Genomic DNA, 18,739 nt, shown 5'->3' with positions numbered 1-18,739 from the left:
CCTTCGCAACCGCTTTGACGACCCTTTTGGCGACCCGCGAAATGAATATTTGGCATAGACCCATGAAAACCGGACCCCGCATCATCACTGTCGCCAACCAGAAGGGCGGCGTCGGCAAGACCACCACCGCCATCAATCTGGCCACGGCGCTGGCCGCCATCGGCGAAAAGGTGCTGATCGTCGATCTCGATCCGCAAGGCAATGCCTCGACGGGCCTCGGCATCGACCGCAAGGACCGCACCGTATCGTCCTATGACGTGCTGACCGGCGAGCTGGGTCTGGAAGCGGCGGCGATACCGACGGCGGTGCCCGGCCTGTCGATCGTGCCGTCGACGCTCGACCTGCTCGGCATCGAGATGGAGATCGCATCGGCGCCCGACCGGGTGCTCAAGCTGCGCAATGCTTTGCGCGCCGCGACCGAACGCGGTGCGCCCTTCGGTTATGTGCTGATCGACTGCCCGCCATCGCTCAACCTTTTGACTTTGAATTCAATGGCGGCAGCCGATTCTGTTCTTGTGCCGCTGCAATGCGAGTTCTTCGCCCTGGAAGGCCTCAGCCAATTGCTGGAAACGGTCGAGCAGGTGCGCCGAACGATCAATCCGGAGCTGATCATCCAGGGCATCGTGCTGACCATGTATGACGGCCGCAACAATCTCGCGAACCAGGTGGTGCAGGATGTACGGGCGCATATGGGCGACAAGGTCTACGAGACCATCATCCCGCGCAATGTTCGGGTGTCGGAGGCGCCGTCCTACGGCAAGCCGGCGATCCTCTACGATCTCAAATGCTCAGGCAGCCAGGCCTATCTGCAACTGGCATCCGAAGTGATCCGCCGCGAGCGCAAATTGCGCGCCGCTTGATTAGGCTTGACTGAAGTACCAAGCCGATTCGATACCGAAACGATTCAAAGCCCTGGAATTAAGAATGAGCGAAGACCTTTCGAGAAAGAGACTGGGCCGCGGCCTCGCGGCGCTGATCGGCGAGATCGATCGCCCCGTGGCGCCGGAAAAGCCGTCCGCAAACGCCGACGGCAAGGTGCCGATCGAGTTCCTCAGCCCGAACCCGAAAAACCCGCGACGGCACTTTGGCGATTCCGACCTGACCGACCTCGCCCAGTCGATCCGCGAGCATGGCGTGGTGCAGCCGGTGGTGGCGCGGCCATCGCCGACCCAGGCCGGCCGCTACGAGATCATCGCCGGCGAACGGCGCTGGCGCGCGGCGCAGCGCGCCGGTCTGACCGAAATCCCGATTATCGTGCGCGACGTCAACGACCGCACGGCGCTCGAACTGGCGATCATCGAGAACGTCCAGCGCACGGACCTCAATCCGGTCGAGGAAGCGCTGGGTTACCAGCAGCTGATCGACGATCATGGCTACACGCAGGCCGACCTCGGCAATGTCATCGGCAAAAGCCGCAGCCATGTCGCCAACACGCTCAGGCTGCTCAAGCTGCCCGACGTCATCCGCGACATGCTGGTCGACGGTGCGCTGTCCGCCGGCCACGCCCGCACGCTGGTGACGGCTCAGGACCCGGCCGGGCTTGCCAAGCAGATCGTCGAAGAGGGGCTTTCGGTACGCCAGGCCGAAGCGCTGGCGCAGATGCCGGCGGCCGGCGCGCCGCCCAAGGCCAAGCCGGCGCAAGGCGCAGCCGACAAGGACGCCGATACGCTGGCGCTGGAAAAGCTGATGACGGATACGATCGGCATGATCGTGACCATCGAACACAAGGGCAAGGGCGGCGCGATCCGCGTGAATTACCGCAGCCTGGAGCAGCTGGATGAGTTGTGCCGGCGGTTGAAGGACGAGCGCTAGGCGATTGAGACGCCACTATATTTAGCCAGCAAATGATGTTCTGGCTTAAGCTCAGGTTTTTGCGCTGATATATCGGTGATAAACACGAGAGACAGCACGTCGACTGGCCGAGCTTCTGACGGGAACGCACGGACCTGGCCGATCAGTCAGCGATGCGAGTTATCGGGCCGCTACGAAGGGTCGACCGGTTCCCGGCGCTTTGCTATGCGTTGGCGAATGGCCGGGACGATGAAGCCGTTGCTTATAAACACGCCTATAGCGCCGCCCAAAACAACCCCCACCAGTCCACCTTCAGATTGGGCGAGGTATAATACATAAGGGTGGCCCCTATGGCAGGGTAAACCAAACAGCCCGCGCAAAATCCTGCCCAGGTCGCTAGATCTTTTGCGGGATACTTCATGCCACTAAACTACCACAGCTAAGGGCCGGCCGCTACGCACTGGTGGTGAAAGCAGCGAAGCTGCTGATATCTTCCCTTCGTGGGGAAGGTGCCCGGCAGGGCAGAGGGGGGCGAAAGGGATGCCATCATCTCTGTCGTCATTCTAGGGCGAAGCAAGGAGCGAAGCGACGCGCGCAGACCCTAGAATCCATGCCGTGACGCTAAGGCGTTGCTACGATTACAGAATTCTTCACGGCCGCATCTGCGTTGAAGGTCACGGAATGGATCCTCGGGTCAAGCCCGAGGATGACGAAGCGTCGGGATTAGCCAACCGCCTCTACCGCTGTCCCAGCCTCGCACTTTCCACCGCAATGCCAAGCAGCGCCTGGCGGGCCAGCGCTTCGGACAGGTCCGGCCGTTTGCGGGTCTGCAGCACCGCCGTCTGCAAGCGGTTCAGCGCGCGGCTCAGCGCCTCTACATTCCAACGCTCAAGTGCCTTCTCCACGAGCTTGCGTCGCGAGAAGAAAACCGGGGGACGGGCGCTGGCGACGGCCGAGGCGGCATTGCGGCCGGCGGAGTCCATCTGGCCGCGCATGACCTGGATCTGCTGCAATTGCCGCATGGCGGATGACAATACCAGGAAGGGGTGACCGCCGGACTGGCAGTGCCGGGTGTAGGCAATGTCGAAGTCGCCGATCTTGCCTTCGAGCACGGCATCGACGGCGTCGTCGAAGGAGGTGCCCGAGACATCGCCGCACATTGCCCTGACGTCGTCGAGGCCGATCTCCTTCTGGCCGTGGGCGTAGAGCAGCAGCTTGTCGATCTCGCCGCGCGAGGCCAGCCGGTCGCCGCCGAGATTACGGCGCAGCGCCTGGCGGGCGTCGAGCGTCATCGACATGCCGGCCTTGCGCAACTCGTCGTCGATGACGGTGTCGATGTCGCGGGCCACGTCGGCATAGCAGGGCAGCGCCATGGCGTTGTCGGCGGCCTCGACAAGGGCGCGCAGCCCGGTGCCCTTTTTGAGGTCACCGGCCTCGATCAGGATGATGGCGTCGTGCGCGGGCTCCGCCGTCAGCGCCTTGACGTCGTCGGCCAGCGCCTTCTGGCCGCTGGCATTGCGCACCCACAACAGCCGGCGGTCGGAAAACATCGGCACGGTGCGCGCTTCGTCAAGCAGCCGGCCCTGGTCGCGGTCGACCTCCGCGCCATCGAGCCTGACCACCGAAAAGGGATCGTCGAGCGGCAGGCCGGTCCTTTTCGCAAAGGCTTTTGCCCGTTCGGCGACGAGGCCGCGGTCGGGACCGTAAAGCAGGACGATGGCGAAGCGCGCGTCCGGCTTCGCCAGCCACGAATCGACTTCGTATCCTTTTTTCTGCGCCATGGAGGGTGGTTAGCATGGGGAGAGGGAACGGAGAAGCTAGCGGTTCTTCCCTTCCCCCCTTGTGGGGGAAGGTGGCCGAGCGAAGCTCGGTCGGATGAGGGGTGTTCCAGCGGAGTGGAACGCTGACGGTCCCTGGAACACCCCTCATCCGTCTTGCCGCTTCGCGGCAATCCACCTTCTCCCACAAGGGGAGAAGGCAAGGCCGCGCGAGCCTTCCTACCGCTCAATTGCCTTATGTGGCGGAAAACCCTGCGTAATCTTGTCCCTAATTGCGCGCCGCCCCAAAACATCGACAAGAAATTTCGTCGCCATATCTGCATCTTGGCGCCGCGTGGCACGTCGGCTTTCAAGGGCCGGCGATGCGGAGGAGCGGCCGCGCTCAGGGCTCACCGAATTGGCGCTGTGCCGGCGGCGCGGATGTGCAAATATCGCGCCAGGCAAATGGGAGGACCATGGTCATGACCGATGCTGGGATGTTGCGGTTTCATGTGCCGGAGCCGGAAGTGCGGCCGGGCGGGACGCCCGACTTCTCCAATGTGCCCATCCCCAAGGCCGGCTCGGCGCCGCGCCCCGAGATCGATGTCGATCCGCGCACCATCCGCGACATGGCGTTCTCGATCATCCGCGTGCTGAACCGCGACGGCGAGGCGGTCGGGCCATGGGCCGGGCTGCTGACCGACGCGGAGTTGCTCGAAGGTCTGCGCCATATGATGACGCTCAGGACCTTCGATGCGCGCATGCAGATGGCGCAGCGCCAGGGCAAGACCTCCTTCTACATGCAGCATCTCGGCGAAGAGGCGGTCAGCTGCGCCTTCCGCAAGGCGCTCGCCCCGGGCGACATGAACTTCCCGACCTATCGGCAGGCAGGCCTGCTCATCGCCGACGGCTATCCGATGGTCACGATGATGAACCAGATCTATTCCAACGAGGCCGACCCGCTGAAAGGGCGGCAGCTGCCGATCATGTATTCGTCGAAGGAGCACGGCTTCTTCTCGATCTCCGGCAATCTGGCGACGCAGTATATCCAGGCGGTCGGCTGGGCGATGGCCTCGGCGATCTCGAACGACACGCGCATTGCCGCGGCGTGGATCGGCGATGGTTCGACCGCCGAGTCCGATTTCCATTCCGCGCTTGTTTTCGCCTCGACCTACAAGGCGCCGGTGATCCTGAACGTTGTCAACAACCAGTGGGCGATCTCTACGTTTCAAGGCATCGCCCGCGGCGGCTCCGGCACCTTTGCCGCGCGCGGCCTCGGCTTCGGCATTCCGGCGCTGCGCGTCGACGGCAACGACTACCTCGCGGTGCATGCCGTCGCCAAATGGGCGGCCGAACGGGCGCGGAAGAATCTCGGGCCGACGCTAGTCGAATATGTCACCTACCGCGCCGGCGCGCATTCGAGCTCGGACGATCCATCGGCCTACCGGCCGAAGGCGGAATCCGACGCCTGGCCGCTCGGTGATCCGGTTATCCGGCTGAAGAACCACCTCATCCAAAAACGCGTCTGGTCGGACGAGCGCCATGCGCAGGCGGAAGCCGAAATCCTGGAGACGGTGATCGCGGCGCAGAAGGAAGCCGAAAGCCACGGCACGCTGCATGCCGGCGGCAAACCGTCGACGCGCGAAATGTTCGAGGGCGTGTTCGCAGAGATGCCGCCGCATCTCAGGCGTCAGCGCCAGCTGGCGGGAGTCTGACCATGCCCAGACGCACCATGATCGAGGCCATTCGCGACGCCATGGACGTGTCGATGGCGCGTGACGAACGCGTCATCGTCTATGGTGAGGATGTCGGCTTTTTCGGCGGCGTCTTCCGGGTCACGGCGGGCTTGCAGGCGAAATACGGCAAGAGCCGCTGCTTCGACGCACCGATCAACGAATCCGGCATTGTCGGCTCGGCCATCGGCATGGCCGCCTACGGGCTGAAGCCGTGCGTGGAAATTCAGTTTGCCGACTACATGTACCCGGCCTACGATCAGCTGACCCAGGAAGCGGCAAGGCTGCGCTACCGCTCGAATGGCGATTTCACCTGCCCGATCGTGGTGAGGATGCCAACCGGTGGCGGCATTTTCGGCGGCCAGACGCACAGCCAGAGTCCGGAAGCCTTGTTCACCCATGTGTCGGGACTGAAGACGGTGGTGCCGTCCAACCCGCATGACGCCAAGGGGTTGCTGATTGCGGCGATCGAGGACCCCGACCCGGTGATTTTTTTGGAGCCGAAGCGGCTCTACAACGGCCCGTTCGACGGCCATCACGACCGGCCGGTGACGCCATGGTCGAAGCATGAACTGGGCGAGGTCGCGGATGGCCATTATACGGTGCCGCTCGGCAAGGCGGCGATCCGCCGTCAGGGCTCCGCCGTCACCGTGCTTGCCTATGGCACCATGGTCTATGTCGCCCAGGCGGCCGCCGAGGAGACCGGCATCGATGCCGAGATCATCGATCTGCGGACGCTGCTGCCGCTCGACCTCGACACCATTGTCGCCTCGGTGAAGAAGACCGGGCGCTGCGTGGTCGTGCACGAGGCGACGCTGACCTCCGGCTTCGGCGCCGAGCTTTCGGCGCTGGTGCAGGAGAATTGCTTCTACCACCTCGAAGCGCCGGTGGCGCGCGTCACCGGTTGGGACACGCCCTATCCGCATGCGCAGGAATGGGAATACTTCCCCGGGCCGGCCCGTGTCGGCCGCGCGCTTCTCGAAACATTGCAAGCGTAAGAATTGGGGGAGCTCAAGATGGGTGAACATATCATCAAGCTGCCCGATGTCGGCGAAGGTGTCGCCGAGGCCGAACTTGTGGAATGGCACGTCAAGGTCGGCGATCTCGTCCGCGAGGACTCGGTGCTTGCCGCTGTCATGACCGACAAGGCGACCGTGGAGATCCCCTCGCCGGTCGACGGCGAGATCCTTTGGCTGGGTGCGGAGATCGGCGACACGGTAGCGATAGGCTCGCCGATCGTGCGGCTGAAGGTGGCCGGTGAGGGCAACGTGAGGCCCGATGCCGCCGGGCAGACGGCGAAGGCCGAAGCGCCGGCGCAGCCGGCCGAGGCCAAGGCAGAAGCAGCTCCCGTAGCGAAGCCGAAGCCGGCGGAGCATGTGGCGAAGGCCGCACCAACGCCCGCGCCCAAAAATGTGGAGCGGCCCTCCGGCGCGCAGCGCCCGGAGGGCGAAAAGCCCCTGGCGTCGCCGGCCATCCGGCTCAGGGCAAAAGAAGCCGGCATCGATCTTCGCCAGGTGTCGGGTACCGGTCCTGCCGGCCGCATCAGCCATGAGGACATCGAGGCGTTTCTGGCGCGCGGTCCGCAGGTCGCCAAGGCGTCGGGGCTTGCCCGCAACGACAGTGTCGAGGACATCAAGGTCATCGGGCTGCGGCGCAAGATCGCCGAAAAGATGTCGCTGGCCAAGTCGCGCATCCCGCACATCACCTATGTCGAGGAGATCGACGTCACAGCACTGGAAGAGCTGCGCGCCGCGCTCAACAAGGAGAAGCGCAAGGGCGTCGAGCGGCCGAAGCTGACGCTGCTGCCGTTCCTGATGCGGGCGATGGTCAAGGCCATCGCCGACCAGCCCAACATCAACGCGCTGTTCGACGACGAGGCCGGTATTATCCACCAGCATGGCGGCGTCCATATCGGCATTGCCGCGCAGACGCCGTCGGGACTGGTGGTGCCGGTGGTCAAGCATGCCGAGGCGCGCGATCTCTGGGATTGCGCCATCGAACTCAACCGCCTGGCCGAGGCGGCGAAGTCGGGCACGGCGAGCCGCGACGAGCTGTCCGGATCGACCATCACCATCACCTCGCTCGGCGCCATGGGCGGTGTGGCGACAACGCCGGTCATCAATCACCCGGAAGTGGCGATCGTCGGCGTCAACAAGATGATGGTGCGGCCGGTCTGGGACGGCACCCAGTTCATCCCGCGCAAGATGATGAACCTGTCGTCGAGCTTCGACCACCGGGTCGTCGACGGCTGGGATGCGGCGGTGTTCATCCAGCGCATCAAGGCGCTGCTGGAAACGCCGGCGCTGATTTTCGTGGATTGAGGGGGATAGGCTTGATCGCGACGCGCGAAATGGATCTCCCCCTTCTCCCCTTGTGGGAGAAGGTGTCGCCGAAGGCGACGGATGAGGGGTGTTCCAGCGGAGTGAGACGTTGGCGTTCCCTGGAGCACCCCTCATCCGTCTCGGCGCTGCGCGCCGATCCACCTTCTCCCACAGGGGGAGAAGGAAGAGGCCGCGGGGCAGCGTTCACCGAAAGAAAGCAGCCATCATGAAAGAAATCTCCTGCAAGCTGCTGGTCATCGGCGCCGGGCCTGGCGGCTATGTCTGCGCCATCCGTGCGGGTCAGCTCGGTGTCGACACGGTCATCGTCGAAGCCGGCAAACCGGGCGGCACCTGCCTCAATGTCGGCTGCATCCCGTCCAAGGCGATGATCCATGCGGCGGAAGAGTTCGAGGCGGTCTCGCATATGGCCGGCGGCACCAGCCCGCTCGGCATTTCGGTTGCCGCGCCGGAGTTCGATCTCGGCAAGACCGTCGCCTGGAAGGACGGCATTGTTAGCCGGCTGACCAGTGGCGTCGCCGGCTTGCTCAAGAAGGCCAAGGTCAAGACCGTCTATGGCTGGGCGACGTTCCGTGACGGCAAGACGGCCGCGGTCGAGACCGAGACCGGCACGCAGATCATCCGCGCCGAGACAGTGGTGATCGCCACCGGCTCGGCGTCGGTCGAGCTGCCGTTCCTGCCGTTTGGCGGACCGGTGATTTCGTCGACCGAGGCGCTGGCGCTCAGCGAGGTACCGGAGAAACTCGCCGTGGTCGGCGGCGGCTATATCGGGCTGGAGCTCGGCATGGCCTTTGCCAAAATGGGCGCCGCGGTGACCGTGGTCGAAGCCTTGCCGCGCGTGCTGGCGCAGTATGATGCGGAACTGACAAGGCCTGTCGTGAAACGGCTGGCCCAGCTCGGCGTCGAAGTCATGACGGGTGCCAAGGCCAAAGGGGTCAAGGGCGATGCGCTGCTGGTCGAGACATCGGACGGCAAGAGCGCGAAAGTCTCCGCGGACAAGATCCTGGTCACGGTCGGCCGCAAGCCGGTGACCGAGGGCTGGGGCCTCGACCAGATCGACCTAGACATGGCGGGAAAATTCATCAAGATCGACGACCAGTGCCGCACCTCGATGCGCGGCATCTATGCCATTGGCGACGTCACCGGCGAGCCGATGCTGGCGCACCGGGCGATGGCGCAGGGCGAAATGGTGGCCGAGATCGTCGCCGGCCACAAACGCAGCTGGGACAAGCGCTCGATCCCGGCCATCTGCTTCACCGATCCGGAACTGGTCACGGCTGGGCTGACGCCTGAAGAGGCGAAGGCGCTGGGCGAGATCAAGATCGGCCAGTTCCCCTTCGCCGCCAACGGCCGGGCGATGACGAAACTGGGCGAGGACGGGTTCGTGCGCGTCGTGGCGCGCGCGGACAATCATCTGGTGCTCGGAATCCAGGCAGTCGGGCAAGGCGTGTCGGAACTGGCGGCGGCGTTTGGCCTGGCGCTGGAAATGGGCGCGCGGCTGGAGGACATCGCCGGCACCATCCACGCGCATCCGACTCAGGGCGAGGGGTTCCAGGAAGCGGCGCTGAAAGCGCTTGGCCACGCGCTGCATATTTGAGTGCGGATAATCTCCCCCTCAAGGGGGGAGATCGCCCGGTCAGCCGGCGACGGGCCCTTGATTGTCGCTGATCGGCAGAATGTACTAAGTGTCTGTCGATGAGCACCGATGTGAAGAAATACGTCGCCATACGCTTCAACACCGCGACCGGATTCAAGCCGAGTCAGTGGGACGGAAAGGGCCGCGCCAATCTCGATCCTGTCTGGCTGGTCGAGCGGCTGGCGTTGTTCGACACTTATTGCGCACCGTCTCTCGAGGCCCAGTCGCTGAAGGATTTTACCGTTCTGGTGGCGTTCGATGCCGAGACCCACGAAAACTATGTTCGGACCGTCTGCGCTTGCGTGGCCGGGGTCGATGTCAGGCCGGTCCTCGTCGAGGCTGGCGAGAACCTCAATGCCCGCTTCAATGAAGTCGTCCTGGGCGATAGCGATGCCGAGTTCGTTTCAGTGACGCGGCTCGACAGCGACGACGCCCTGGCGCCGGGTTTCATGGAACGGGTCGAGCACTACGCGCGCAGGGAGATCGCCAAAGGCGAGGTGGACCTGCAACCGCTGTTCATCGCCTTCCCGGTCGGCCAGAATTTCGACGTGGCGAGCCACCGCTACACGCACCACGATTATACCACCTCGGCATTTGGCACGCTGGTCGAAAAGAGATCGCCGGAAATGAGCGGCATTTATAGCGACCACCACGCCAAGATGGCGACGCGCTTCAACACCGTCGTTGCGGCTTCGAAGGAGGCGCAATGGTGCATCGTTATTCACGACAACAACGCCGCCAATGTCCTGAGGGGCAAACCGATCGCGGAAGCGTATTTCAGCGTCGGCCGGCCGGGTGTCGAAACCAAAAAGCTGCAGCCTGCTAGAAAAGACAGCCCGCCGCTACAGATGTTGCGGAACGGCAAGGCGCCGCGAACCGCAGGCAATTTTATCCGGTTTCTGCTGGGACGACCGATGCTGTTGAGGGGGTAGGGATAGCTCCCCCTTCTCCCCTTGTGGGGCCCGAAGGGCGGGCGAGGCCCGCGACTCGCCCCGGGCGGTGTCGCCGAAGGCGACGGATGAGGGGTGTTCCAGCGGAGTGAGGCGTTGGTGCTTTCTGGAGCACCCCTCATCCGTCTCGGCGCTGACGCGCCGATCCACCTTCCCCCACAAGGGGGGAGGAAGAGGTGCTGCTCAGCTCGCGAGCCGGCTTACCATCTCGTGCTGGGCATACGCACGCCCAAACCGGTTGGCCAGGAATGCGTCGAGCGCGATGTCTTCCTGCTTGACGAAACCGGTCGCCGGCAAGGTGCCGTCGGCCAGCATGTCGAGCACGGCGCAGATGCCGGACGCGGTGGTGATCTGGATGGCGCTGCGCACCTGGTTGCCGACGCGCTGCGAATAGATCTTGTTGGCGTAGGTCTCCTGCAGCAGGCGCCCGTTGCGGCGGCCCGACACGGTGACGAAGACGATGACCACGTCCTGCAGCGTTGCCGGCAAGGCGCTCTCGAAAATGTCCTTCAGCACGTCGCGGCGGTGGCGCAGGCCGAGGTCGTTGAGCAGCGCCTTCATGATAGCGGCGTGGCCGGGATAGCGGATAGTGCGGTAGTTCAGCGTGCGCACCTTGCCCTTCAGCGTCTCCGCCAGAGTGCCGAGCCCGCCGGAGGTGTTGAAGGCTTCGTAGGTGACACCGTCGAGCGAGAATTCCTCGCGCTCCTCCAGCGGCGGCACTTCGATTAGCTCGCCTTCGACGATCGCCTCGCAGGGCTCGCAATATTCGTTGATGACGCCGTCGGTGCTCCAGGTCAGATTGTAGTTCAGCGCGTTGGACGGGTATTGCGGCAGCGCACCGACGCGCATGCGCACGCTTTCCAGCGAATCGAAACGGCTGGCGAGATCGTTGGCGACGATGGAGATGAAGCCGGGCGCCAGGCCGCATTGTGGAATGAAGGCGCTCTTGCCCGACCTAGCCAGTTCCTTGACGCGGCGAGTCGAAACGACGTCTTCGGTCAGGTCGAGATAGTGGACGCCGGTGGCGGCGGCCGCTTCGGCGATGCGCGTGGTCAAATGGAAGGGCGCGGCGCTCAGCACGGCGAAGGCGCCGGCAAGGGCCGTCTCGAGCGCGCCGGGAGCGGTGATGTCGAGCTCCAGCACCTCAACACCGGCAGGAAGTTCGGCCGCGGCCAGCTGTGCCGCCGCGCGGTCGACGACGGTGACGTGGTAGTCGCCGGTGTCGGCGAGCATGCCTGCAATGGTGGAGCCGATCTTGCCGGCGCCGACGACGATGATTTTCTTCATGACCTGTCCCTCATAAAAGCCTTTGGCCCGAACCGCTGCGCGGTCGGAGCACCATGACGCCAAGAATCGCAGCTTGCCTGTCGAAAGGAAGCGTGGAATTGTTCGAAACGAACCCTACGACTGAACGATGTGCCGACAAGGTTCGTCGAAATGCTCAGTGAGCCTGAACAAAAACTGCTTTCCCTGCTGCGCGCCAATGCCCGCGCCTCGACCGCCGAACTGGCGCGCCAGCTCGGTGTTTCGCGCACCACGGTGCAAAGCCGCATCGAGCGGCTGGAACAGCGCGGCATCATCACCGGCTACGGCGTGCGGCTGGCGCCGGACTATGAGCAGGGTCTGGTGCGGGCGCATGTGCTGCTCACCGTCACGCCCAAACTCGCCGACAAGGTGGTGCGCGCGCTGCAGGCACTGCCGCCGGTGAGGACGCTGCATTCGGTGAGCGGCAATTTCGACATGATCGTCATCGTCGACGCGCCGTCGATCAGGGATCTCGACGCGCTGCTGGACGAGATCGGGGCGATGGACGGGGTTGAGCGGACGGCGTCGTCGATAATTTTGTCGACAAGGATTGATCGCTAACAACCTAGATGCGTTGGCGGGACAGCGCCCCCCTCTGCCTTACCAGGCATCTCCCCCACGAGGGGGGAGATTGGCAGTTTCGGCGCCTCGACCCATTTCCACCATACAACGTTGAAAGTCGGCGAAAGCCAGCGTGACATCTGATCTCCCCACAAGTGGGGGAGATGGCCGGCAGGCCAGAGGGGGGCGCGAAGGAATGAGGCGTCTGTGGCCTCGCCTGATTAGCTAAGCCCGCCGCCTTTCCGGCCCTTCATCCAGCCACGCCAGATCATCAGCCGTCAGCGCTATATCCAGCGCCTTCAAACTGTCCTCCAGCTCGTCCAGCGTGCGCGGGCCGATCAAAGGCACGGACGGGAAGGGTTGCGCCAGCACATAGGCCAGCGCGACGTGGATCGGGCTTTTGCCCAGTCGTTGGGCCAGCTCGATCGCGCGATCGCGGCGGCCAAAATTTTTCTCGGAGTACCAGACCCGCACCAGCTCCTCATTGTCCTGCTTGTCGCGGCCGGCGCGGTCGGTGAAGAAGCCGCGGCCCTGGCTCGACCAGGCGAAGTTCGGCATCTGCCGCTTCGTCAGCCAGGCTTTCCACTCGTCGGTGGACGAGGTGATGCAGCCGGCCCAGATCGGCTCGAGCATTTCGGCTAGCGAGAAGTTGTTGGAGAGCGCGCCTGGCTTCTGCTTGCCGTTCTTTTCGGCATAGGCGATCGCCTCGTCCATGCGCGCCATGGTCCAGTTCGAGCCGCCGAAGGGGCCGCGGATGCGGCCGGCCTTGGCCTCCGCGTCCATGGCGTCGACGAACTCGCCGACCGGCACATCCGGATTGTCGCGGTGCATGAAATAGATGTCGACATGGTCGGTCTGCAGCCGGTCGAGCGACTGGGCGAGCTGCTTGCCGATGACATCGGGGTAGCAGAGCGGCGAGTGCGCGCCCTTGGCGATGATGACCGACTGCTCGCGCACGCCACGGTTTTTCAGCCACTGGCCGAGCAGCGTCTCGGTGTAGCCGCCGCCATAGACATAGCCGGTGTCGAACAGGTTGCCGCCGGCCTCGAAGAAGCCGTCGAGCAGGATCGAGCCAGAGGAGAAGGTGCGGAAATCCTCGAAGCCGAGCGCCACCACTGAGGCCGGCTTCGACAGGCCGGGAATAGTGCGCTTGCCGATGGCGGTGCCATCGGTGCGCAGCGGCCGGCCGGAGATCGTGTTGATGCGCTTAGCCGGCTTCTCGATCTCATACTCGAGCCCGACAGCGGCGCGCCATCGGTCGAGCACGCGCAACGTGCCGAGGCTGTCGGCCCAGGACATGCCCGGCCAGGCGAACTCTTGGCTCCCGGCCAGGATCGCGTCCCCGGCAGCATCGACCTCGAAGGAATAGAGATGGCGGCTCTCGTTGACACTGATAGTCTCGCGCCTGCCGTCGGCGTGCATAACGTCGATTTTGCCGAGGCCGGCATCGCGATTTCCGCCGGCGAACCAGAAGTCTGGCACCTCGATTCGGCCCTTGGTTCCGAGGATGCTCAGCACATTCTCCTGGTTGAGCGAAATGCTGCAGGACACCTGGGCGACGATGCCACCGGCAAAATGCAGCAGCGCCGAGGCCCATTCGTCGACGCCGGACTGGCCGAGATGGGCGGTACCGACGACCTTGTCCGGCTCGGCAAAGGGTCTTCCCACCGCCGCCCCGGCGATCAGCCGCACCATCGAGACGGGATAGCCGCCGACATCGAGAATGCCGCCGCCGGCGAGGTCGTTGGCGTAGAGACGGTGCTCCGGCATGAATCGAGGCATGGCGAAGCCGAAGCTCGACTTGATCATCCTGGCATCGCCGATAACGCCGGACTTGATCAGCTCGACCAGCTTCAGCGTCTGCGGGTGCAGCCGGTACATGAAGGCTTCGCCGAGAAAGGTTCCGGCCTTGCGCGCGGCATGGATCATGGCGTCGGCCTCGAAGGCGGTCAGCGCCAGCGGCTTTTCGCATAGCACATGCTTGCCGGCCTCCGCCGCCTTGATCGCCCATTCGGCGTGGCCGGGATGCGGGATGGCGATATAGACGGCGTCGACGTCCGGATCGGCGAGCAGCGCGTCATAGCCGTCGAGGATGCGGGCGCCGGGGAAAGTCCTGGCGAGACCTTCCTTGCCGGGATTGCGGGCACCGAGTGCAACGATCGTGCCGGTACGCGATCCTGCGAGGCCGCCGGCAAAGGCTTTGGCGATGTCGCCCGGCCCGAGTATCCCCCAGCGGATGGGCGCGGTTGAAGTCATGGTCATTCTCCTTGCAAGTCTGGAAAGGCTCAGCGCAGCCGCTGGCCGTTTTCGTCGAAGAGGTAGGATTTGCGGATGGAGACGGCGATCTCCGAGGTTTCGGGAACCTTTGCCGCGTCGCGCTGGATCACCAGGTCCTCGCCATGGGCGGTCCTGGCATAGATGAAGCTGGTGCCGCCGAGATGCTCGACCACGTCGATGCCGACGGTGAGGTCGGCATCGCCTTCGCCGGCGCTGCCGAAATGCTCCGGCCGCACGCCAACGATGACCCTGGCTCCGGTTTCCGGAACGGCGCCGGCCAGCGGCTGCACGATGCGGGCCTTTTCCTCGCCCACCAGCTCGACAGTGACGCTTCCCGTATCGCGGCCGACGACACGACCCTTGATGAAGTTCATCTTCGGCGAACCGACGAAGCCGGCGACGAACTGGTTGTCGGGATTGTCGTAGAGATCGAGCGGCCGGCCGATCTGTTCGACATGGCCGCCGCGCAGAACGACGATCCTGTCGGCCAAGGTCATCGCTTCGGTCTGGTCGTGAGTGACATAGATCATCGTCGTGCCGAGTTCCTTGTGCAGGCGCGAGATCTCGACCCGCATCTGGACCCTGAGCTCAGCGTCGAGATTGCTCAGCGGCTCATCGAACAGGAACACTTGCGGTTCGCGCACGATGGCGCGGCCGATGGCGACACGCTGGCGCTGGCCGCCGGAGAGTTGCTTGGGCCGACGTGCCATCAGCTCGCTGATGCGCAGGATCCCGGAAGCCCGCTTCACCCGCCGGTCGGTGTCCTCCTTGGGATTGCCCGTCATTCTGAGGCCAAAGCTCAGATTCTGCCCCACCGTCATGTGCGGGTAGAGCGCGTAGGACTGGAACACCATGGCGATGCCCCGGTCTGCCGGCTCGACATCGTTCATCACCTTGCCGCCAATGGCGATCTCGCCGCCGCTGATGTCCTCCAGCCCAGCGATCATCCGCAGCAGCGTCGATTTCCCGCAGCCGGACGGGCCGACAAAGACGACGAACTCGCCGTCGGCGATATCGATGTTGGCGCCATGGATAATCTCATAGACGCCGAAGCGCTTGATGACGTTGGTGAGGGTGACTGCCGCCATGTCTTTGTTATCCCTATTTGACGGCGCCGGCGGCGATGCCGGCGATGAAGTGGCGCTGCAGCTGCACGAAGACGACGAGCATCGGCACGGTCAGCATGACGGCGCCGACCATAAGGCCGCCCCAGGAGACCTTGGTCAGGCCGATCAGCGTGCCGAGCGCCACCGGTGCCGTCATCGCGCCGGGCTGGCTGTTGATCAGCAGTGGCCAGAGATAATTGTTCCACGAGGCGAGGAACAGGATGATGGCGAGTGCGGCCAGCATCGGCCGCGCCAAAGGCAGCGCGACGAACAGGAAGATGCGCCATTCCTTGACGCCTTCGACACGTGCCGCGTCGAACAGATCGTGCGGCATCATCGTGAAGGCCTGGCGCATGAACAGCACGCCGAGCGAATTGAACAGCGGCGGCACGATCAGCGCCACCCAGGTGTTGGCGAGCTGGAAGTCGCGCGCCACCATGATGAATTGCGGGATCAGCACCACCGCGTAAGGCAGTGTGATGGTGCCGAGGATGATGGCGACGACCAAACCTTTGCCGACGAAATGGTAGCGCGCCAGCGCCCAGCCGGCCATCGAGGTCAGCAGCACCGACAGCACGGTGTAGGTCACCGCCACCGAGACCGAGATACCGATAGCGCCGACAAAGTCGGTGTCGCGCTGCAGATTGTGGAAGTTTGCGAGGAAATTGTCGTGCGGCAAGAGCTCGATGCCGGGGCTGAAGATGCCGTTGTCGGGCATGGTCGAGAAGACGATCATCATCCACAGCGGAAACAGCCAGATCACCGCCAGCGGCGTCAGGAACAAATGCAGCAGCAGGCTGCGGCCGAGCCGGCGTTGCGAGAGCGAACTCATTTTCGGCTCCCCTGTCATTTCGGCTCTCTTGTCAGCCACAGCTGCACCAGCGTGATGGCGATGGCCAGCGCCGCCATGGTATAGGCGACGGCCGAGGCGTAGCCGAAATTGAGCGAGCGGAACCCCTGACGGTAAAGCAGCAGGCCGAGCGTCTCGGTGCCGCCGCCGGGCCCACCGCGTTCGGTGATCAGGAACGGCTCGGTGAACAATTGCATGGTGCCGATGATCGACAGCACGGCGCAAAAAACGATGACGGGCTTGAGCAGCGGCAGCGTGATGTAGAAGAATTGCTTGACCTTGCTGACGCGGTCGAGCGTCGCCGCCTCATAGACATCCTCTGGGATCGACTGCAGCCCGGCGAGCAGGATGATGGCGTTGTAGCCGGCCCAGCGCCAGGTCACCGCGATCATGATCAGCGCCATGGCCGGGGTGACGTTGGAGAACCAGTCGATCTTGGCCAGGCCGACGCTGGCCAGCAGCTTGTTGATGATGCCGAAATCGAGGTTGAACATCAGCCGGAACACCGCGGAATAGGCGACCTCGCCGACCACGACAGGGGCAAAGAAGGCAAAGCGGTAGAGGCCGCGGACTTTAAGCAGCGGCGAGTTCAGCAGCACCGCCATGACGATGGCCAGCGAGATCATCACCGGCACCTGGATGACGAGGATGAGCAGTGTGTTCTTCAGCGCATTGAAGAAAGCGGGGTCGCCGATCAGCCGGCCCCAGTTGAAGGTCGGCGCAAAGCGCCACGGCACGGTGCGGGTCGCCTGGAACGAGATCATGAACGAGGAGATGATCGGCCACACCCAGAAGATGGCGAAGATCAGGAGATAAGGCGTGAGGAAGCGATAGGCCGTGGCATTCTGGGTGCGCATGGTTTCCTCCTCCCTTTCCTTCTTGCCTTCTCCCCTTGTGGGGTGCGAAGCGGTTCGCGCAGCGAACGAAAAGCCAATTGCTTGGCTTTTCGAGTTTCGAACGCCCTGAGCCTGCGAAGGGCCGGGCGTGGTAGCGATCCACCCGGCCGGGTCCCCGCTGCTTCGCAGCGTCCCAGCGTTCGCCGGCCTTTCATCGTGCCACTGGCACGATGAATTTGCCTTCGGCGAACCAGCCGCTCACCCCACAAGGGGAGAGGCAAGACAGGGTGGCGCCTACTTGATCGGCAGGCCGGTCGCCGAGGCGATCTGGTTGGCGGCGTCGTCGAGGGCGGCCTTGGCGTCGGGGTAACCGCCGCCCAGATATTTGGTCTGCACCGCGCGCATGATGATTTCGGCATCGCTCTGGAACGGCGTGCCGCGGCTCGGCACCACCTTGGGCAGGGTGGCGAGAATGTCCTTCCACACCGCCTGGCCGCCCCAATAGGGCAGGCCTTGCGAAACGTAGGGATCGTCGAGCGCCGAGATCAGCGACGGCACCAGGCCGAACTCCTTCAGCATGGTGATCTGGCCCTCGTTCGTCTCCAGCGTGTATTTCAGATAGGCGTAGGCGGCTTCCTTGTTCTTCGAGGCCGAAGTGATGGCCAGCGACGAGCCGCCGAGATTGGCGGCGCGCGGGCCGTCGGCGGTCAGGCTCGGCATCAGATAGACGCCCCATTTGCCGTTTTCGCCGGCCGATTCGGTGCGAATAGTGCCCTCATACCAGCCGCCATAGACCTGGGTGGCGACGGTGCCGGCGGTGTTGTTGGTGATCTTGGTGCCCCAGTCGGCCGACGACATGATGCCGGCGTCCTTCATCTCCTTGATCTTGGTCAGCGTATCGACGCATTTCGGCTGGTTGACGGTGATCGACTGCCCGTCCTCGGCGAAATAACCGCAGCCCTGCTCGTTGGCGATCATGCGGAAGAATTCGGTGTCGCCGTTAAAATCGGCGTTGGTCATGGTGACGCCGGGATTGGCGGCCTGGATCTTCTTGCCGGCGGCAATGAAATCGTCCCAGGTCTTGATCGAGGCCGGATCGACACCCGCCTTCTCGTAGAAGTCGCGGCGGTAGAAGGCGGCGACCGGGCCGGAATCCCACGGCATGGCATAGGCCTTGTCGCCCACTTCCAGTTCGGTGCGCTTGAAATCGGGGAATTTCTTCTGGTCGTCGGCGCTGTAGCCCAGCGTGTGCAAATCGACGAAACAGTCGGGGAACTGGCTCCAGTAGTTCTCGGCCTCGCCGTTTTCGACGGAGACGATATCCGGCAGGCCGACGCCGCCGGCCGCGCAGCCGGCGATCGACTTGTCATAAGTCGGCTGGTTGCCGAGATCCTGAACGGTAACCTTGACGTCGGGATATTGCTTGTTGAAACCGGCTATTGTGGCCTTCAGCGACGAAGCGGCGATGTTCCAGCTCCAGATCGTGATTTCGCCGGACTGCGCAAAGGCCGGGGCTGAGCCCAGGGCAAGCGCCAGCGCGGCACAGGTGAGTGTCGTGCGCATTGAAATCCTCCCATTTCAGTTGCTCTCTGTTCGCG

At 64.0% G+C, this 18,739-nt stretch carries 15 protein-coding genes; 8 read left to right on the top strand and 7 right to left on the bottom strand.

Going from position 1 to position 18,739, the window contains the following annotated elements; all coding sequences use genetic code 11:
• Positions 1–62: 62 nt before the first annotated feature.
• Both ACWGTO_RS15560 and ACWGTO_RS15555 read left to right on the top strand, forming a co-directional pair.
• A complete protein-coding gene (locus ACWGTO_RS15560) occupies positions 63–860 on the top strand; it encodes a ParA family protein (RefSeq protein ID WP_454575706.1) in 798 nt (265 codons plus the stop codon).
• A 64-nt stretch (positions 861–924) separates the two neighbouring features.
• Complete coding sequence (locus ACWGTO_RS15555; RefSeq protein ID WP_454575705.1) at positions 925–1,812, top strand: ParB/RepB/Spo0J family partition protein; 888 nt, start codon at positions 925–927, stop codon at positions 1,810–1,812.
• A 716-nt stretch (positions 1,813–2,528) separates the two neighbouring features.
• Here the strand turns inward: ACWGTO_RS15555 and holA are convergent.
• The gene (gene holA, locus ACWGTO_RS15550) at positions 2,529–3,572 is read right to left on the bottom strand and encodes a DNA polymerase III subunit delta (RefSeq protein ID WP_454575704.1); all 1,044 of its coding nucleotides are present in this window, start codon (positions 3,570–3,572) and stop codon (positions 2,529–2,531) included.
• 458 nt (positions 3,573–4,030) lie between these two features.
• Here holA and ACWGTO_RS15545 point away from each other — a divergent pair, with 458 nt between their 5' ends.
• From ACWGTO_RS15545 to ACWGTO_RS15525, 5 genes are all read left to right on the top strand, one after another.
• Positions 4,031–5,263, top strand: coding sequence for a thiamine pyrophosphate-dependent enzyme (locus ACWGTO_RS15545; RefSeq protein WP_454575703.1), 1,233 nt, complete (start codon positions 4,031–4,033; stop codon positions 5,261–5,263).
• A 2-nt stretch (positions 5,264–5,265) separates the two neighbouring features.
• Positions 5,266–6,279, top strand: coding sequence for an alpha-ketoacid dehydrogenase subunit beta (locus ACWGTO_RS15540; RefSeq protein ID WP_454575702.1), 1,014 nt, complete (start codon positions 5,266–5,268; stop codon positions 6,277–6,279).
• Positions 6,280–6,297: 18 nt separating this feature from the next.
• Positions 6,298–7,602, top strand: coding sequence for a dihydrolipoamide acetyltransferase family protein (locus ACWGTO_RS15535; protein WP_454575701.1), 1,305 nt, complete (start codon positions 6,298–6,300; stop codon positions 7,600–7,602).
• 226 nt (positions 7,603–7,828) lie between these two features.
• On the top strand, positions 7,829–9,217 hold the full coding sequence (lpdA, locus tag ACWGTO_RS15530) for a dihydrolipoyl dehydrogenase (RefSeq protein ID WP_454575700.1): 1,389 nt from the start codon (positions 7,829–7,831) through the stop codon (positions 9,215–9,217).
• Positions 9,218–9,315: 98 nt separating this feature from the next.
• On the top strand, positions 9,316–10,188 hold the full coding sequence (locus ACWGTO_RS15525) for a glycosyltransferase (protein WP_454575699.1): 873 nt from the start codon (positions 9,316–9,318) through the stop codon (positions 10,186–10,188).
• Positions 10,189–10,389: 201 nt separating this feature from the next.
• On the opposite strand, the gene ACWGTO_RS15520 is transcribed toward ACWGTO_RS15525, so the two are convergent.
• A complete protein-coding gene (locus ACWGTO_RS15520; RefSeq protein ID WP_454575698.1) occupies positions 10,390–11,493 on the bottom strand; it encodes a saccharopine dehydrogenase C-terminal domain-containing protein in 1,104 nt (367 codons plus the stop codon).
• A 150-nt stretch (positions 11,494–11,643) separates the two neighbouring features.
• On the opposite strand from ACWGTO_RS15520, the gene ACWGTO_RS15515 reads away from it, so the two are divergent.
• Positions 11,644–12,072 (top strand): Lrp/AsnC family transcriptional regulator, encoded by a 429-nt coding sequence (locus ACWGTO_RS15515; RefSeq protein WP_454575697.1) that lies wholly within the window; start codon positions 11,644–11,646, stop codon positions 12,070–12,072.
• Between the two features lie 225 nt (positions 12,073–12,297).
• On the opposite strand, the gene ACWGTO_RS15510 is transcribed toward ACWGTO_RS15515, so the two are convergent.
• From ACWGTO_RS15510 to ACWGTO_RS15490, 5 genes are all read right to left on the bottom strand, one after another.
• On the bottom strand, positions 12,298–14,328 hold the full coding sequence (locus tag ACWGTO_RS15510; protein WP_454575696.1) for an aldo/keto reductase: 2,031 nt from the start codon (positions 14,326–14,328) through the stop codon (positions 12,298–12,300).
• Between the two features lie 29 nt (positions 14,329–14,357).
• Positions 14,358–15,437 (bottom strand): ABC transporter ATP-binding protein, encoded by a 1,080-nt coding sequence (locus ACWGTO_RS15505; protein WP_454575695.1) that lies wholly within the window; start codon positions 15,435–15,437, stop codon positions 14,358–14,360.
• Between the two features lie 13 nt (positions 15,438–15,450).
• The gene (locus tag ACWGTO_RS15500) at positions 15,451–16,287 is read right to left on the bottom strand and encodes a carbohydrate ABC transporter permease (protein WP_454575694.1); all 837 of its coding nucleotides are present in this window, start codon (positions 16,285–16,287) and stop codon (positions 15,451–15,453) included.
• A gap of 14 nt (positions 16,288–16,301) precedes the next feature.
• Positions 16,302–17,162: a carbohydrate ABC transporter permease gene (locus ACWGTO_RS15495; protein ID WP_454575693.1), complete on the bottom strand. Its 861-nt coding sequence runs from the start codon at positions 17,160–17,162 to the stop codon at positions 16,302–16,304.
• Positions 17,163–17,435: 273 nt separating this feature from the next.
• Entirely contained in the window at positions 17,436–18,704 is a 1,269-nt protein-coding gene (locus ACWGTO_RS15490) for an extracellular solute-binding protein (RefSeq protein WP_454575692.1), read from the bottom strand.
• Positions 18,705–18,739: the final 35 nt, after the last annotated feature.

It is taken from the genome of Mesorhizobium sp. PL10 (assembly GCF_053714315.1).
Note: the sequence above shows the minus strand (reverse complement) of the source record. Positions and strands in the feature narration are given on the sequence as shown.

Coding starts and splice junctions, on each gene's coding strand:
- ACWGTO_RS15505 (WP_454575695.1), bottom strand. CDS start 15,437: ATGGCGGCAGTCACCCTCACCAACGTCATCAAGCGCTTCGGCGTCTAT.
- ACWGTO_RS15490 (WP_454575692.1), bottom strand. CDS start 18,704: ATGCGCACGACACTCACCTGTGCCGCGCTGGCGCTTGCCCTGGGCTCA.
- holA (WP_454575704.1), bottom strand. CDS start 3,572: ATGGCGCAGAAAAAAGGATACGAAGTCGATTCGTGGCTGGCGAAGCCG.
- ACWGTO_RS15495 (WP_454575693.1), bottom strand. CDS start 17,162: ATGCGCACCCAGAATGCCACGGCCTATCGCTTCCTCACGCCTTATCTC.
- ACWGTO_RS15560 (WP_454575706.1), top strand. CDS start 63: ATGAAAACCGGACCCCGCATCATCACTGTCGCCAACCAGAAGGGCGGC.
- ACWGTO_RS15525 (WP_454575699.1), top strand. CDS start 9,316: ATGAGCACCGATGTGAAGAAATACGTCGCCATACGCTTCAACACCGCG.
- ACWGTO_RS15515 (WP_454575697.1), top strand. CDS start 11,644: ATGCTCAGTGAGCCTGAACAAAAACTGCTTTCCCTGCTGCGCGCCAAT.
- ACWGTO_RS15500 (WP_454575694.1), bottom strand. CDS start 16,287: ATGAGTTCGCTCTCGCAACGCCGGCTCGGCCGCAGCCTGCTGCTGCAT.
- ACWGTO_RS15555 (WP_454575705.1), top strand. CDS start 925: ATGAGCGAAGACCTTTCGAGAAAGAGACTGGGCCGCGGCCTCGCGGCG.
- ACWGTO_RS15520 (WP_454575698.1), bottom strand. CDS start 11,493: ATGAAGAAAATCATCGTCGTCGGCGCCGGCAAGATCGGCTCCACCATT.
- ACWGTO_RS15540 (WP_454575702.1), top strand. CDS start 5,266: ATGCCCAGACGCACCATGATCGAGGCCATTCGCGACGCCATGGACGTG.
- lpdA (WP_454575700.1), top strand. CDS start 7,829: ATGAAAGAAATCTCCTGCAAGCTGCTGGTCATCGGCGCCGGGCCTGGC.
- ACWGTO_RS15545 (WP_454575703.1), top strand. CDS start 4,031: ATGACCGATGCTGGGATGTTGCGGTTTCATGTGCCGGAGCCGGAAGTG.
- ACWGTO_RS15510 (WP_454575696.1), bottom strand. CDS start 14,328: ATGACTTCAACCGCGCCCATCCGCTGGGGGATACTCGGGCCGGGCGAC.
- ACWGTO_RS15535 (WP_454575701.1), top strand. CDS start 6,298: ATGGGTGAACATATCATCAAGCTGCCCGATGTCGGCGAAGGTGTCGCC.